The organism is Microbacterium sp. NPDC087591 (genome assembly GCF_044743625.1).
Taxonomy (GTDB): Bacteria; Actinomycetota; Actinomycetes; order Actinomycetales; family Microbacteriaceae; genus Microbacterium.
In genome coordinates, this window is the sequence record NZ_JBIUWU010000002.1 from 47,842 (window position 1) to 62,373 (window position 14,532).

12 protein-coding genes are annotated in these 14,532 nt (G+C 67.6%); 11 read left to right on the forward strand and 1 reads right to left on the reverse strand.

Annotated elements, in window-relative coordinates; genetic code table 11:
• Positions 1 to 38 precede the first annotated feature (38 nt).
• The 7 genes from ACIOVG_RS10800 to ACIOVG_RS10830 all read left to right on the forward strand — a co-directional run bounded on the left by ACIOVG_RS10800 (position 39) and on the right by ACIOVG_RS10830 (position 8,982).
• Positions 39 to 1,448 carry a trehalose-6-phosphate synthase gene (locus ACIOVG_RS10800; protein ID WP_400872914.1) on the forward strand — a complete coding sequence of 470 codons (1,410 nt, stop codon included), beginning with the start codon at positions 39 to 41 and terminating at the stop codon, positions 1,446 to 1,448.
• A gap of 110 nt (positions 1,449 to 1,558) precedes the next feature.
• Positions 1,559 to 2,356 carry a trehalose-phosphatase gene (gene otsB, locus ACIOVG_RS10805; protein WP_400872917.1) on the forward strand — a complete coding sequence of 266 codons (798 nt, stop codon included), beginning with the start codon at positions 1,559 to 1,561 and terminating at the stop codon, positions 2,354 to 2,356.
• Positions 2,357 to 2,365: 9 nt separating this feature from the next.
• Positions 2,366 to 4,084, forward strand: coding sequence for a dihydroxy-acid dehydratase (gene ilvD, locus ACIOVG_RS10810; protein ID WP_400872920.1), 1,719 nt, complete (start codon positions 2,366 to 2,368; stop codon positions 4,082 to 4,084).
• Positions 4,085 to 4,152: 68 nt separating this feature from the next.
• Positions 4,153 to 5,955 carry an acetolactate synthase large subunit gene (locus ACIOVG_RS10815; protein ID WP_400872923.1) on the forward strand — a complete coding sequence of 601 codons (1,803 nt, stop codon included), beginning with the start codon at positions 4,153 to 4,155 and terminating at the stop codon, positions 5,953 to 5,955.
• A 3-nt stretch (positions 5,956 to 5,958) separates the two neighbouring features.
• The gene (ilvN, locus tag ACIOVG_RS10820; RefSeq protein WP_141872233.1) at positions 5,959 to 6,468 is read left to right on the forward strand and encodes an acetolactate synthase small subunit; all 510 of its coding nucleotides are present in this window, start codon (positions 5,959 to 5,961) and stop codon (positions 6,466 to 6,468) included.
• Between the two features lie 62 nt (positions 6,469 to 6,530).
• Positions 6,531 to 7,559: a ketol-acid reductoisomerase gene (ilvC, locus tag ACIOVG_RS10825; RefSeq protein ID WP_247629926.1), complete on the forward strand. Its 1,029-nt coding sequence runs from the start codon at positions 6,531 to 6,533 to the stop codon at positions 7,557 to 7,559.
• Positions 7,560 to 7,716: 157 nt separating this feature from the next.
• Positions 7,717 to 8,982 (forward strand): alpha-L-fucosidase, encoded by a 1,266-nt coding sequence (locus tag ACIOVG_RS10830; RefSeq protein ID WP_400872928.1) that lies wholly within the window; start codon positions 7,717 to 7,719, stop codon positions 8,980 to 8,982.
• Positions 8,983 to 9,033: 51 nt separating this feature from the next.
• On the opposite strand, the gene ACIOVG_RS10835 is transcribed toward ACIOVG_RS10830, so the two are convergent.
• Positions 9,034 to 10,185 carry an ROK family transcriptional regulator gene (locus tag ACIOVG_RS10835; RefSeq protein WP_400872931.1) on the reverse strand — a complete coding sequence of 384 codons (1,152 nt, stop codon included), beginning with the start codon at positions 10,183 to 10,185 and terminating at the stop codon, positions 9,034 to 9,036.
• 203 nt (positions 10,186 to 10,388) lie between these two features.
• On the opposite strand from ACIOVG_RS10835, the gene ACIOVG_RS10840 reads away from it, so the two are divergent.
• Genes ACIOVG_RS10840 through ACIOVG_RS10855 form a run of 4 tightly spaced genes read left to right on the forward strand, consistent with a single transcriptional unit; the run spans position 10,389 to position 14,484 of the window.
• Positions 10,389 to 11,648: an ABC transporter substrate-binding protein gene (locus ACIOVG_RS10840; RefSeq protein WP_400872934.1), complete on the forward strand. Its 1,260-nt coding sequence runs from the start codon at positions 10,389 to 10,391 to the stop codon at positions 11,646 to 11,648.
• Between the two features lie 43 nt (positions 11,649 to 11,691).
• Positions 11,692 to 12,597 carry a carbohydrate ABC transporter permease gene (locus ACIOVG_RS10845; RefSeq protein ID WP_400872937.1) on the forward strand — a complete coding sequence of 302 codons (906 nt, stop codon included), beginning with the start codon at positions 11,692 to 11,694 and terminating at the stop codon, positions 12,595 to 12,597.
• A complete protein-coding gene (locus ACIOVG_RS10850) occupies positions 12,587 to 13,501 on the forward strand; it encodes a carbohydrate ABC transporter permease (RefSeq protein WP_400872940.1) in 915 nt (304 codons plus the stop codon). Before ACIOVG_RS10845 ends, ACIOVG_RS10850 begins: the two co-directional genes overlap by 11 nt.
• A gap of 2 nt (positions 13,502 to 13,503) precedes the next feature.
• Positions 13,504 to 14,484, forward strand: a complete 981-nt coding sequence (locus ACIOVG_RS10855; protein ID WP_400872943.1) for an ROK family protein — start codon at positions 13,504 to 13,506, stop codon at positions 14,482 to 14,484.
• Positions 14,485 to 14,532 lie beyond the last annotated feature (48 nt).

Genomic DNA, 14,532 nt, shown 5'->3' on the forward strand with positions numbered 1-14,532 from the left:
CGATAGCCTGGGAGCTACCGCTGGCGTGAGGAGTCATCTTGGTCGCTGCAGATTTCGTGGTCGTCGCCAACCGGCTGCCGGTCGACAGAGTGGAAGGCCCTGATGGCGAGGTCGGATGGCGGACCTCGCCCGGCGGTCTGGTCGCGGCGCTCGAGCCGATGATGCGCAACGTGAACGGCGCCTGGGTCGGGTGGGCGGGTCAGCCGGACACCGAGATGGAGCCGTTCGAGAACGGCGGCATCAACCTCATCCCTGTCCCGCTCAGCGCCTCCGAGGTCGCTGAGTACTACGAGGGCTTCGCGAACGACACCATCTGGCCGCTGTACCACGACGTCATCGCCCCACCGCAGTATCACCGGGAATGGTGGGACGCCTACGAGACCGTGAACCGGCGGTTCGCGGAGGCCGCTGTGGCCGCCGTGGCGCAGGACGGCACGGTCTGGGTGCACGACTATCAGCTGCAGCTGGTGCCGCAGATGGTGCGCGAGCTGCGCCCCGACGTGACCATCGGCTACTTCCACCACATCCCGTTCCCCGCGCACGGCCTCTACGCGCAACTGCCCTGGCGCGACCAGGTGCTGCGTGGCCTTCTCGGCGCGGACGTCATCGGCTTCCAGCGGGCTCAGGACGCGACCTACTTCCTCACCGCGGTGCGCCGACGGCTGCGCTACGAGGTGAAGGGCTCGCACGTGACGGTGGTCGAGAGCGACGGATCGACGAGGACGGCCGTCGCCCGCGCCTTCCCGATCTCGATCGACACCGCGCCGTACATCGAGCTCGCCCAACGCGAGGACGTCAAGGCGCGCGCCGCCGAGATCCGTGCGAGCCTGGGCAACCCCGCCCGCATCCTGCTCGGGGTCGACCGCCTGGACTACACGAAGGGCATCCGTCACCGCATCAAGGCGTACGGTGAGCTCCTCGCCGAGGGGCGCCTCAAGGTCGAGGACGTCACGCTCGTGCAGGTGGCCAGCCCCAGCCGGGAGCGCGTGGACGCGTACGTGCACCTGCGCGACGAGATCGAACTCGCCGTGAGCCGCATCAACGGCGACACCGACACCATGGGGCACACCGCCATCCGGTACCTCCACCAGGGATATCCGCGCGAGGAGATGGTGGCGCTGTACCTCGCCGCCGATGTGATGCTCGTCACCGCTCTGCGCGACGGCATGAACCTGGTCGCCAAGGAGTACGTCGCCACCCGAGCGGACAACCGCGGTGTCCTGGTGCTGAGCGAGTTCACGGGGGCGGCGGACGAGCTCCGGCAGGCGGTGCGCGTGAATCCGCACGACATCGAGGGTGTCAAGGACGCGATCATGACCGCGGTCGAGATGTCTCCCTCCGAGCAGTCCCGGCGGATGCGCTCGCTGCGCCGCCGCGTGCTCGACAACGACGTGGACGCGTGGTCATCGTCGTTCCTGAAGGCGCTGGCGGAGGTCCACCCGCGCTGAGCACGCCGCCGAGTCGTGCACGGCCATACTGGAGAAGAACTCTCGTTCGAGATCCCCTGCCGGAGGCGAACCTCCGGCGTGAGAAGAACCCTGCGGAGAATGGAGACCCTGTGACGCGCGTGTGGACCCCCGGAGCGCCCGATGCCGACGTGAGCGCGGTGGCCGCCACCGAGCGGCTCGTCGTCGCCCTCGACTTCGACGGGACCGCGTCGCCTCTGGTGCCCGATCCGATGGCCGCGCGCGCCCTTCCCGAGGTCGCCGCGCAGGTCGCGCGACTGGCTGCGCTGCCGAACACGGTCGTGGCCTACGTGTCCGGCCGCAGCCTGCACGACCTCCGTGAGATCACGGAGCACGACGACTATTCCCCGATCGTGCTCGCCGGCTCCCACGGCGCGCAGTACTGGTTCCCCGGCGACGGCGGGGCCGACGCCGCTGGCGAGACAGCAGACGACGGCGCGCGCGAAGAGCTCTGGGCGGCGGCGCGCCCCATCATCGAGCGTCACGAGGGTGCCGAGTTCGAGCCGAAGACCTTCGGCATGGGCGTGCACACGCGTCGCGCCGACCGCGAGGTCGAGAAGCAGGTCTTCGCGGAGATCGACGAGCTCGTCGCGGCACGGTTCCCGCACTGGCGTCGCCGCGCCGGCCACCGCGTGTTGGAGTTCTCGTCGCGCACCGAGGGCAAGGACGCCGCGATGGCGACCCTGCGCGAGCGTCTCGGCGCGACCGGCATCGTGTTCGCCGGAGACGATGTGACCGATGAGGACGCGATGCGCGTGCTCGGCGACGGCGACCTGGGGGTGCGGGTCGGGCCCGGTGAGAGCGCCGCCGCGATCCGTGTGGAGAACCCACAACAGATCGCCCTCCTTCTGGAGGCGCTGGCGGACGAGCGAGCCGCCCTGCAGGAATAGACTTCCTGCATGTCCTCGAACGAGTCGGCCCCCAGCGCGCCCATCGACATCAAGCCCCGTAGCCGCGTCGTCACGGACGGCATCGAGGCGACGACCTCTCGCGGCATGCTCCGTGCCGTCGGCATGGGCGATGCGGACTGGGAAAAGCCCCAGATCGGCATCGCCTCCAGCTGGAACGAGATCACGCCGTGCAACCTGAGCCTCGACCGTCTCGCTCAGGGCGCGAAGGAGGGCGTGCACTCCGGCGGGGGATACCCGCTGCAGTTCGGCACCATCTCCGTCTCGGACGGCATCTCCATGGGCCACGAGGGGATGCACTTCTCCCTCGTCTCACGTGAGGTGATCGCGGACTCCGTCGAGACCGTGATCATGGCCGAGCGGCTGGACGGATCCGTGCTCCTCGCCGGCTGCGACAAGTCGATCCCCGGCATGCTCATGGCCAGCGCGCGACTCGGGCTGTCCAGCGTGTTCCTGTACGCCGGATCCATCGCGCCCGGATGGGTCAAGCTCTCGGACGGCACCGAGAAGGACATCACGATCATCGACTCGTTCGAAGGCGTCGGCGCGTGCCGGGCCGGTCGGATGACGGAAGAGGACCTCAAGCGCATCGAGTGCGCCTTCGCCCCCGGCGAGGGAGCGTGCGGCGGCATGTACACCGCGAACACGATGGCGTCCGTCGCTGAGGCGCTGGGGCTGAGCCTTCCCGGATCCGCCGCACCGCCCTCGGCCGACCGTCGGCGCGACTACTTCGCGCACCGCTCCGGCGAGGCCGTCGTGAACCTGCTCCGGCAGGGGATCACCACGAAGGACATCCTGACCAAGGAGTCCTTTGAGAACGCGATCGCCCTCGCGATGGCGCTGGGCGGGTCGACCAACGTCGTGCTGCACCTGCTGGCGATCGCCCGCGAAGCGGAGATCGACCTCAGCCTGCACGATTTCAACCGCATCGGCAGCAAGACGCCGCACGTGGCAGACATGAAGCCGTTCGGAAAGTACGTCATGAACGACGTCGACCGTCACGGCGGCATCCCAGTCATCATGAAGGCGATGCTCGACGAAGGGCTCCTGCACGGAGACGCGCTCACCGTGACGGGCAAGACGGTCGCCGAGAACCTCCGCGATCTCAACCCGGACCCCGTCGATGGCGATGTGATCCACACGTTCGACAACCCGATCCACGCTTCCGGCGGAATCACGATCCTGCACGGCTCGTTCGCCCCCGAGGGTGCTGTCGTGAAGTCGGCAGGCTTCGATGCCGACGTGTTCGAAGGCCCCGCCCGTGTGTTCGAGCGCGAGCGCGGCGCGATGGATGCTCTCGCGGCCGGCGAGGTGAAGGCCGGAGACGTCGTCGTGATCCGCTACGAGGGGCCCAAGGGTGGACCCGGCATGCGCGAGATGCTCGCCATCACGGCGGCCATCAAGGGCGCGGGACTCGGAAAAGATGTACTACTCTTGACAGACGGACGATTCTCAGGCGGCACAACCGGCCTGTGCATCGGCCACATAGCACCCGAAGCGGTGGACGCAGGTCCCATCGCGTTCGTGCGCGATGGTGATCTGATACGGGTCGATATCGCAGCTCGCTCTCTCGACCTACTCGTCGACGAGGCGGAGCTCGCCTCCCGCCGTTCTGGCTGGGAGCCGCTTCCCCCGCGCTATACCCGTGGCGTCCTTGCCAAGTACTCGCGTCTCGTGCGGTCCGCCGCAGAGGGCGCGACCACCGGTTGATCCTTCGACATCGTTCAGGATCCTTCGCCGGATGACTACGGCTCCACAGACCACCAAGAAGGAACATCATGACTGCTGATTCCGTCTCGGCCGTGCCGAGACCACCCGCCCGCCAGTCCGCAGCGCCGGAGATCACCGGCGCCGAGGCCGTCGTCCGTTCGCTCGAGCTGCTCGGGGTGACCGATGTGTTCGGTCTGCCGGGCGGCGCGATCCTTCCCGTCTACGACCCGCTCATGGACGCCGAGGACCTGCGTCACATCCTCGTCCGTCATGAGCAGGGTGCCGGTCACGCCGCCGAGGGCTACGCGTCCGCGTCTGGCAAGGTCGGCGTGTGCATCGCGACCTCCGGCCCCGGTGCGACCAACCTCGTCACGGCGATCGCGGACGCCTACATGGACTCGGTGCCGCTCCTCGCGATCACCGGCCAGGTGTTCTCGACCCTGATGGGGACGGATGCCTTCCAGGAGGCCGACATCGTGGGTATCACGATGCCCGTCACCAAGCACTCGTTCCTCGTGAAGGACGCGGCCGAGATCCCCGGTGCGATCGCCGCCGCGTATGAGATCGCGTCGACAGGCCGCCCCGGTCCCGTGCTCGTGGACATCACGAAGGACGCGCAGCAGGCCATCGCGCCGTTCGTGTGGCCTCCCAAGATCGACCTCCCCGGCTACCGCCCGGTCACCAAGGCGCACGGCAAGCAGATCCAGGCCGCGGCCGCCCTGCTGGCCTCCGCCAAGAAGCCGGTGCTCTACGTCGGAGGTGGCGTGATCCGCGGACGCGCGTCCGCCGAGCTGCTCGAGCTCGCCGAGTCGACCGGTGCGCCGGTCGTGACGACGCTCATGGCCCGCGGTGCCTTCCCCGACTCCCACCCGCAGCACCTGGGCATGCCCGGCATGCACGGCACGGTCCCGGCTGTCCTGGCGCTGCAGGAGGCCGACCTCCTGGTGTCGCTCGGCGCACGCTTCGACGACCGCGTGACCGGCAAGGCGGCGCTCTTCGCGCCGAACGCCAAGGTCGTGCACGTCGACATCGACCCCGCGGAGATCTCCAAGATCCGCATGGCCGATGTGCCGATCGTGGGTGACGTGCGCGACGTCCTCATCGACCTCGATGCCGCGTTCCGCGGAGCGACGGAGGGCGCCAAGCCCGACATCGAGGAGTGGTGGTCGTACTTGGACGGTCTGCGCACCGAGTTCCCGCTCGGATACGCGCCCACGACCGACGGGCTGCTGGCTCCCCAGTACGTCATCCAGCGGATCGGTGAGCTCACCGGCCCTGAGGGCATCTACGCGGCCGGTGTCGGTCAGCATCAGATGTGGGCCGCGCAGTTCATCAAGTACGAGCGTCCCAACGCCTGGCTCAACTCCGGTGGGGCCGGCACGATGGGCTACTCGGTCCCGGCGGCGATGGGCGCGAAGGTCGCAGAGCCCGACCGCGTCGTGTGGTCGATCGACGGCGACGGATGCTTCCAGATGACCAACCAGGAGTTGGCCACCTGCGCGATCAACAACATCCCGATCAAGGTGGCGATCATCAACAACTCGTCGCTCGGGATGGTGCGTCAGTGGCAGACGCTGTTCTACGACGGGCGCCACTCCAACACCGATCTGAACACCGGTCACGGCACGATCCGCATCCCCGACTTCGTGAAGCTCGCGGAGGCCTATGGCTGTCTCGCGATCCGCGTGGAGAAGGAGGAGGAGGTCGACGCCGCGATCCAGCTGGCGCTGGAGACCAACGACCGCCCGGTCGTGATCGACTTCGTCGTCAGTGCCGATTCCATGGTCTGGCCGATGGTTCCCCAGGGCGTCAGCAACAGCTACGTCCAGTACGCGCGTGACCACGCGCCGTCGTTCGATGAGGAGGTCTGAGACATGTCGACCCACGTGCTGAGTCTGCTGGTGGAGGACCGTCCCGGTCTTCTGACCCGTGTCGCAGGGCTGTTCGCCCGCCGCGGCTTCAACATCGAATCCCTCGCCGTCGGTGTGACCGAGGTTCCGGGCATCTCCCGCATCACGGTCGTCGTCGACGTCGACGAGCTCCCGCTCGAGCAGGTGACCAAGCAGCTGAACAAGCTCATCAACGTCATCAAGATCGTGGAGCTCGACTTCTCGACCTCCGTGCAGCGCGAGCACATGATGGTCAAGGTGCGCACCGACAACGCCACCCGTTCCAACGTGATCGAGGTCGTGAACCTGTTCCGTGCCTCGGTCGTCGACTACGCACCGGATGCGCTCGTCGTCGAGGTCACCGGCGACAAGGGCAAGGTCGAGGCGCTGTTGAAGGCACTCGAGCCGTTCGGCATCAAGGAGATCGCCCAGTCCGGTCTCCTCGCCATCGGCCGCGGCGGCAAGAGCATCAGCGAGCGCGTCCTGCGCGGCTGAACCCCACCCAGAACTCAGGGGCCGATCGGTCCCGCATCAACCACGAACAAGGAGAAACACACGTGAGCACCGAGATCTTCTACGACGCCGACGCAGACCTGTCCCTGATCCAGGGCAAGAAGGTCGCGATCGTCGGCTACGGCTCGCAGGGTCACGCCCACGCGCAGAACCTGCGCGACTCGGGTGTCGAGGTCGCCATCGCGCTGAAGGAGGGCTCCAAGTCCGCCGCGAAGGCCGAGGAGGCCGGCTTCCCGGTCAAGACCGTCGCCGAGGCCACGGAGTGGGCCGACGTCATCATGATCCTCGCGCCGGACCAGCACCAGCGCACGATCTACAGCGAGTCGATCGCGCCGAACCTGACCGCCGGCAAGACGCTGGCGTTCGCGCACGGCTTCAACATCCGCTTCGGCTACATCGACGCCCCCGAGGGTGTCGATGTGATCCTCGTCGCGCCGAAGGCCCCCGGACACACCGTCCGCCGCGAGTTCGTCGCCGGTCGCGGCATCCCCGACATCATCGCCGTCGAGCGTGACGCATCGGGCAAGGCCTGGGACCTCGCGCTCTCGTACGCGAAGGCGATCGGCGGCACCCGCGCCGGTGTCATCAAGACGACCTTCACGGAGGAGACCGAGACCGACCTGTTCGGCGAGCAGGCCGTGCTCTGCGGTGGCGTCAGCCACCTCGTGCAGGCCGGTTTCGAGACGCTGACCGAGGCGGGCTACCAGCCGCAGATCGCGTACTTCGAGGTGCTGCACGAGCTCAAGCTGATCGTCGACCTCATGTGGGAGGGCGGCATCGCCAAGCAGCGCTGGTCGATCTCCGACACCGCAGAGTTCGGTGACTACGTCTCGGGTCCGCGCGTCATCGACGCTCGCGTCAAGGAGAGCATGCAGGGTGTGCTCGCCGACATCCAGTCGGGCGCGTTCGCGAAGCGCTTCATCGACGACCAGGACAACGGTGCCGAGGAGTTCCTGGCTCTGCGCGCCAAGGAAGAGCAGCACCCGATCGAGGTCACCGGCAAGGAGCTGCGCTCGCTCTTCGCGTGGAAGCAGCAGGACGAGGACTACGTCGACGGCAGCGCCGCGCGCTGACTCAGCGCTGACGCGCTGACGCGCTGACGCGCTGATTCGACAGTCGAAGGAACGGGCATCCCCTCGGGGTGCCCGTTCTTTCGTTTTCCCTGAGGTCCGCTCGATAGACATCGGATGTCTGTGCCAGGATGGAGATACTCGACTTCGAAAGGGAATGATGACTGACGACTGGTTCGACGAGGCCCGATTCGGCATGTTCGTCCACTTCGGCCTCTACAGCGCCGCTGCGCGGCACGAGTGGGTGCAGAACTACGAACGCCTCACCGACGACGACTATCGGCAGTACTTCGATCACTTCGATCCGGACCGCTTCGACGCCGGGGCCATCGCGCGCACGGCCAAGGAGTCCGGCATGGGCTACGTGGTGCTCACCACCAAGCACCACGACGGGTTCTGCCTGTGGGACTCGCAGCTCACCGACTTCACGTCACGCGTCGCCGTCGACAGGGACCTGGTGCGGGAGTTCGTCGAGGCGGTGCGCGCCGAGGGGCTCAAGGTCGGTCTGTACCATTCGGTGATCGACTGGCATCACCCGGACTTCACCGTTGACTGGAATCACCCCCGCCGGGACGACGAGAACGCCCAAGCGCTGAACGAGGGGCGCGACATGGGGCGGTATCGCGAGTATCTGCACGGGCACGTGCGCGAGCTGCTCACGGGCTACGGGGAGATCGACTACCTCTTCTTCGATTTCACCTACCCCGAGGAGAAGGACGGCTGGGCGGGCAAGGGGCCGGACGACTGGGACGCGGATGCACTGCTCGCGCTGTGCCGCGAACTGCAGCCCGACATGATCGTCAACGACCGGTTGGGGATCCCGGCCGACTTCGTCACCCCCGAGCAGTACCAGCCCACCGCGCCCATCGAACGAGACGGTGTGCCGCTGACCTGGGAAGCCTGTCAGACGCTCAATGGCTCGTGGGGCTACCACCGCGACAACACGGATCAGAAGTCGGCGACGATGCTCACCCAGATGCTGGTCGACTCCGTGTCGATGGGAGGCAACATGCTCCTCAACATCGGCCCGGACGGGCGCGGAGCCATCGCGCCGCGCGACGCCGCGACGCTGGGCGAGATCGGCGACTGGATGGCTCTGCACCGCGACGCCGTGATCGGCGCCGGTCACGCTCCGTTCGCTCCACCGCGCGAAGGCGTGTACACGCGCCGTGGCGATCGGCTCTACCTGCATCTCTTCGCCTGGCCGTTGGGGTTCGTGCACCTGCCTGGACTGGCGGGGCGCGTCTCGTACGCGCGGCTGCTGAACGACGGCTCCTGGCTCAAGACGAGCGTGTCGGATCCGCAGCAGCAGGCCGATCTCATGACTCCGGCCGGCGAGGACGAGGGGACGCTGACGGTGCACCTGCCCGTGCAGCGCCCCGATGTGCTGCTGCCGGTGATCGAGCTGACGTTGACAGCGGAATGACGACGCCGGGGGAGTGACCCGCCCGGTGGTGACCCGCCCGGTGGCGCCGGTTCAGTCGGTCGTCACCGGGATGTCCAGTCCCTCGAGGGCGAGGCGCGCGGCGCCATGGAGGATGGCGTCGGCACCGGTCGTGGCGGCCTCGATCCGCAGGCGCTGCGTGGCCAGGGGGTGGCAGGCTTCATAGACCCTGCTGCGCACGGCCGCGATGAACGGCTCGGACGCGCTCATGCTCCCCGTGAGGAACACGGCGTGCGGGTTGAAGAAGTTCACGACGCCGGAGAGCGCCTGGCCGAGATGCGTCCCCGCCGTCCGCACCAGCGTGGTGGCCTCGGGGTCGGCGTCGCGGGCGAGGGTGAGCACATCGGTGGTCGTGCGCACCTGGTCGTTGCCGCGTGCGCGCATCTGCCGCACCAGGCTCGCCCCGCTGGCGACGGTCTCGAGGCAGCCGGTGTTGCCGCAGGAGCAGGGGATGTCTCCGCTGCCGTCGATGCGGGTGTGGGTGATGTCTCCTGCCGCTGCCGTCGCGCCGCGGTGCACGCGACCGTCGACGATGATGCCGCTGCCGATCGCGGTGCCCGCTTTCACGGTGATGCTGTGATGCGTGTGGCCGAACTGCTCACGGTGTTCGCCGAGTGCGGCGAGGTTGGCGTCGTTGTCGACCACGACCGGCGCGTCGTAACGTGCCGAGAGGTGCTCGCCGACGCGGAATCCCGGCCACCCCGGCATGCGAGACGGCTGGTCGACGGAACCGGTCTCGATGTCGACGGGGCCGGGCAGACTCACTCCGATCGCATGGATCCTGGCGCCATCGGTGAGGGCGTCGAAGATCCCCGCGACCCGGGCGAGCGTGGCCTCGGGGCCGTCGGTCAGATCGATCTCGATGGAGCGCGAGCTGAGGAGTGCGCCGCTCAGGCTATGGCGTCCGACACGGGCGTGGCCGCCGCCGAGATCGGCCGAGAGGACGATGCCGTCTCCGGCGATCTGCAGCACACGAGGTCTGCGCCCGCCGCTCGACGTCCCCGCGCCCGCCTCCTCCAGCACGCCGGCGTCGAGAAGGGTCTGCACGCGGAGTCCGACCGTCGAGGCGGCGACCCCCAGGCGGGCGGCGAGCTCACTGCGGGAGCGGGCCTCCCCACGGGCGACGAGGTCGAGGATGCGTCGTGAATGCGGATCCTCAGCGGGTCGATCGGCGGGGTTCGTCATGAGGATCCTTCGTGTCGGAACACGGCTCAGCGTATCCGGGGTGGTGTCTGTTTCGTGAAGGTTACGAATTATCAAGGACAGATAAACATCGGATGTTCGGCTTGCACGGCCCTGAGAAGTGTGACAGCGTAACTTCATACGAAATCCTACTAGGTTATTTCGACTCCCGAAATAACCTCCCTTCCTTCCCGAGGAGACATTCAATGAAGAAGATGCGCGTAGGCGCCGTGGCCGCGGTCGCGGGCGTCGCCGTGGCGATGACCGGATGCGCGAGCACCGGCAGCGCCGGCGGTTCCGCAGACGGTGACACCATCGTCGTCGACATGTGGGCCGGCAGTGAGACGGACGTGGAGGCCCTCGAGGCTCAGGTCGCGTTCGCCCAGGAGCAGAACCCCGACGTCAAGATCAAGCTGCAGACCTCGCCGTGGAGCGATTTCTTCACGAAGCTCACCACGAACATGGCCAGCGGGAACATGGCCTGCATCACCGGGATGAGCGGCGCGCAGCTCGGCGGCTACACCGGCGGGTTCCGTGAGCTCTCGGACGCCGATCTGAAGACGGCCGGCATCGACTGGGCCGAATTCAACCCGAGCGCCGACGGCATCCTCAGCTTCGAGGGCAAGGTCTACGGCGTGCCCTTCGACGTCGCGACGATGCTCGTCTACTACAACCAGGACCTGCTGACGGCCGGAGGAGCGGCCACGCCGGAGATCGGCTGGACGTTCGACGACTTCGACGCGATCGCCGCGGACGCCACGAAGGACGGCAAGTACGGCTTCGGGATGGGCATGGGCGGCTACCAGTGGATGTCGATGCCGATCGCATACTCCGCCACGCAGCCTGCGTCCGAGGACGGCACGCTGCACATCGACGACAAGGACTTCGTCGACGCCGCCACCTGGTATGCGGGACTGGTCACCGAGAAGAAGGTCGCCGCTCCCGTCTCGTCCGCATCCGACACCGGATGGGGTGAGAACCAGTACACGGGTGGGAACGCCGCGATGGCGGTCGACGGCACCTGGAACGCCGTGAGCTACCTGAACAACGAGTCCGGCTTCGCGGCCGGAATGGTCCCGCTGCCCGCGGGTGTCGATGGCAACCCCGGTCCGATCCTCGGCTCCGGCTACGGCATCTCCGCGAACTGCGAGAACCCCGAGGCAGCGCTCAAGGTGCTGGGGTCGCTGCTCGGTGAGGATGCGCAGGACTACATCGCCTCGTCCGGCCGGTCTTACCCGGCCCGCATCTCGTCGCAGCCGCTCTACTTCGAGTCCATCGATGAGGAGTACCGCGAGCAGGTCAAGTCCGTCTTCGAGGCGGCGTTCGGCGACACCGTGCCGCTGTACATGACCAAGAACTGGCAGAAGCTCGACAGCTACATCCAGCCGAACCTGGTCAGCGTCTACAACGGTCAGATGACGATGGAGGAGCTGCTGTCGAACGCGCAGTCGCAGTTCGGCGAGTGACCCCACTCCGGCCGCCGCAGCAGTAGCAGAGAAAGAAACTGAGATGACGATCACGACGAGACGTCGAGGATCGCTCGCAAAGGTGGAGGCCCGCCAGGCGCTGGGATTTGCAAGCCCAGCCCTGGTGGGACTCGCCGTGTTCACGATCGTGCCCGTCGGGCTGTCGATCGTGATGAGCGTCTTCGACTGGCCGACCTTCGGCGAACGAACCTTCAACGGGGTGGACAACTACGTCAAGCTGTTCACCAGCAGCCCGGACTTCTGGCCGGCACTGCGCAACTCGGCGGTGTACACGCTGCTGTACGTGCCGTTGAGTGTCGCTCTCTCGCTCGTGCTCGCCCTCGGTCTGGGTCCACGGATCCGCGGCCGCGGCGCACTGCGCGTGCTCTTCTTCATCCCGGTCGTGACGCCGATGGTGGCGAACGTGCTGGTGTGGAAGATGATGCTGCAGCCGCAGGGGCTGTTCAACGGACTGTCCCAGACCTGGTTCGGCATCGAGCTGCCGAACTTCCTCGCGGATCCCTCCTGGGCGATGATCATGGTCGTCGTGATGAGCGTCTGGCAGGGGCTCGGCTACAACATGCTGATCTTCTCGGCCGCGTTGGAGCAGCTCCCCGAGAGCGTGCTGGAGGCGGCGAGCATCGACGGGGCCCAGGGGTTCCGACGAGCGTGGAGCATCATCATCCCGATGATCTCCCCGTCGATCTTCTTCGCGACGATCATGACCATGATCACGTCGCTGCAGGTGTTCGTGCAGCCGCAGATGCTCACGGGCGGCGGGCCGGGCAACGCGACCAAGCCGCTCGTCATGTACATCTGGGAGCAGGGCTTCACCTTCGGCGATCTCGGCCTCGCCGCTGCCGCCGCCTGGATCCTGTTCGCCATCATCATCGCGATCACCGGGCTTCAGTTCGCTGCGCAGAAGAAGTGGGTGCACTATGAGCACTGAGACCGTCACCACCCTCACTCCGCGGGCGCTGCGCGATCGCCGCGATGTGCGTCGGGCGCGCGGCGCCGCCACCACCCCTGCGGCACGGGTACGCCTCATCCTCGCGCACATCGGCATCTACGTCGCGGCGCTCATCTTCATCTCCCCGCTGATCTACGCGTTCTTCTCGGCGCTCAAGCCCAACGCGGAGATGTTCTCGATGCCGCCCACCCTGGTGGGGTCGGAACTGCGGTGGAGCAACTTCGTCGACGTCTTCGCCTACGGTCCCTTCGTCACCTACATCGTGAACTCGTTCATCGTGGCGATCCTCGGCACGCTCGTGGTGCTGGTCGTCTCGACCACCGCCGGCTACGCCTTCGGCCGTCTGCGCTGGAAGGGGCGGGATGCGGTCTTCGTGCTGTTCCTCGCGACCCTGATGGTGCCCGCTGAGGTGCTGGTCATCCCGATGTTCCAGGTCATGCAGTGGTTCGACTGGGTCGACACGTACCAGGCGCTCGTCTTGCCCTTCGCGTTCGGTGCTTTCGGGACGTTCCTGATGCGGCAGTTCTTCCGCGGCATCCCCTATGAGTTGGAGGAGGCGGCCCGCGTCGACGGCGCCGGTCCCGTGCGCACGTTCCTGCAGATCATCCTGCCGCTGTCGAAGTCCGCGGTCGCAGTGCTCGCGGTGTTCACGTTCCTGACGTTCTGGAACAGCTATCTGTGGCCGCTCATCGTCACGGTCGACTACAACGCCCACGGCACGCTGCCGGTCGGACTCGCGAGCTTCGCAGGGCTCACCGGAACCCGGTGGGATCTGCAGATGGCCGCCGCGATCATCTCCATGATCCCGACCACTCTGCTGGTGATCATCCTCCAGAAGCACCTGGTCAAGGGCATCGCGATGGCGGGACTCGGCGGACGGTGACCATGATCGAACAGCACGACGGGACGACCATGCCCTTCAACGACCCGCTCACGCCTGCTGCCGGCATCGTCGGCATCGACATCGGCGGCACCAAGATCGGCGGACTTCTGGTGTCCGATGCCGGTGTCGTCCTGGCCCGGGGGAGTGTTCCCGCTCCGGCGAGCCTCGGGGGAGCAGCCATGGCGGATGCCGCGGCGGCGCTCGCCCGCGACCTCGCCGCGCGCGCCGACGTGCACCTGACGGCAGTGGGAGTCGGCGCGGCCGGCGTGATCGATCACGAGACCGGCACCGTGCGCGCGGCATCGGCGACCTTCGTCGACTGGGCGGGGTTCCCGCTCGCCGACGCGCTGGAGTCGCGACTCTCGGTCCCCGTGCGGGTCGAGAACGACGTCAACGCGTTCCTCCTCGGAGAGGTGGCCGCGCATGACCGCTCGGAGCATGACGTGCTCGGAGTCATGCTCGGCACCGGCGTCGGCGGTGCGGTCATCATCGACGGCGAGCTGCGACACGGACCGCACGGGGCGGCCGGCGAGATCGGGCATACCCCCGGCTACAGCGACCTCGTGTGCACGTGCGGCCAGACCGGACACCTCGAGACGCTCGCCTCCGGAACCTCGATCGGACGCCGCTACGCCGAGCGCGTCGGCGGCGCCGTCCTCGATGCACGCGTCGTCGCCGACCGTGCCCGTGCCGGCGATCAGGACGCGGCCGCGGTGTTCCGTGCGGCAGGGCGGGCGCTCGCGCTGGCGTGTGCGAGCGCGGCGACGCTGCTCGACCTCCCTCACGCGATCGTCGGAGGAGGGGTGTCGAGCGCGTGGGACCTGCTCGAACCGGCGATCGACGAGACGCTGCGCACGGACTCCCCGGTGTCGGGGCTGCCTCTGCGCATCACCCCTGCGCGGCTCGGCGGCGATGCGGTCGCGCTCGGAGCCATCGAGACGGCTCGACGCGCTCTCGTGCTCGTCGACGCGAGCCGACCGTGACCATCGCATCGAACAAGGAGCTGCACGTGACCGAACGACCCGACGCCA

Coding starts and splice junctions, on each gene's coding strand:
- ilvD (WP_400872920.1), top strand. CDS start 2,366: ATGTCCTCGAACGAGTCGGCCCCCAGCGCGCCCATCGACATCAAGCCC.
- ACIOVG_RS10815 (WP_400872923.1), top strand. CDS start 4,153: ATGACTGCTGATTCCGTCTCGGCCGTGCCGAGACCACCCGCCCGCCAG.
- ilvN (WP_141872233.1), top strand. CDS start 5,959: ATGTCGACCCACGTGCTGAGTCTGCTGGTGGAGGACCGTCCCGGTCTT.
- ACIOVG_RS10830 (WP_400872928.1), top strand. CDS start 7,717: ATGACTGACGACTGGTTCGACGAGGCCCGATTCGGCATGTTCGTCCAC.
- ACIOVG_RS10835 (WP_400872931.1), bottom strand. CDS start 10,185: ATGACGAACCCCGCCGATCGACCCGCTGAGGATCCGCATTCACGACGC.
- ACIOVG_RS10840 (WP_400872934.1), top strand. CDS start 10,389: ATGAAGAAGATGCGCGTAGGCGCCGTGGCCGCGGTCGCGGGCGTCGCC.
- ACIOVG_RS10845 (WP_400872937.1), top strand. CDS start 11,692: ATGACGATCACGACGAGACGTCGAGGATCGCTCGCAAAGGTGGAGGCC.
- ACIOVG_RS10850 (WP_400872940.1), top strand. CDS start 12,587: ATGAGCACTGAGACCGTCACCACCCTCACTCCGCGGGCGCTGCGCGAT.
- ACIOVG_RS10855 (WP_400872943.1), top strand. CDS start 13,504: ATGATCGAACAGCACGACGGGACGACCATGCCCTTCAACGACCCGCTC.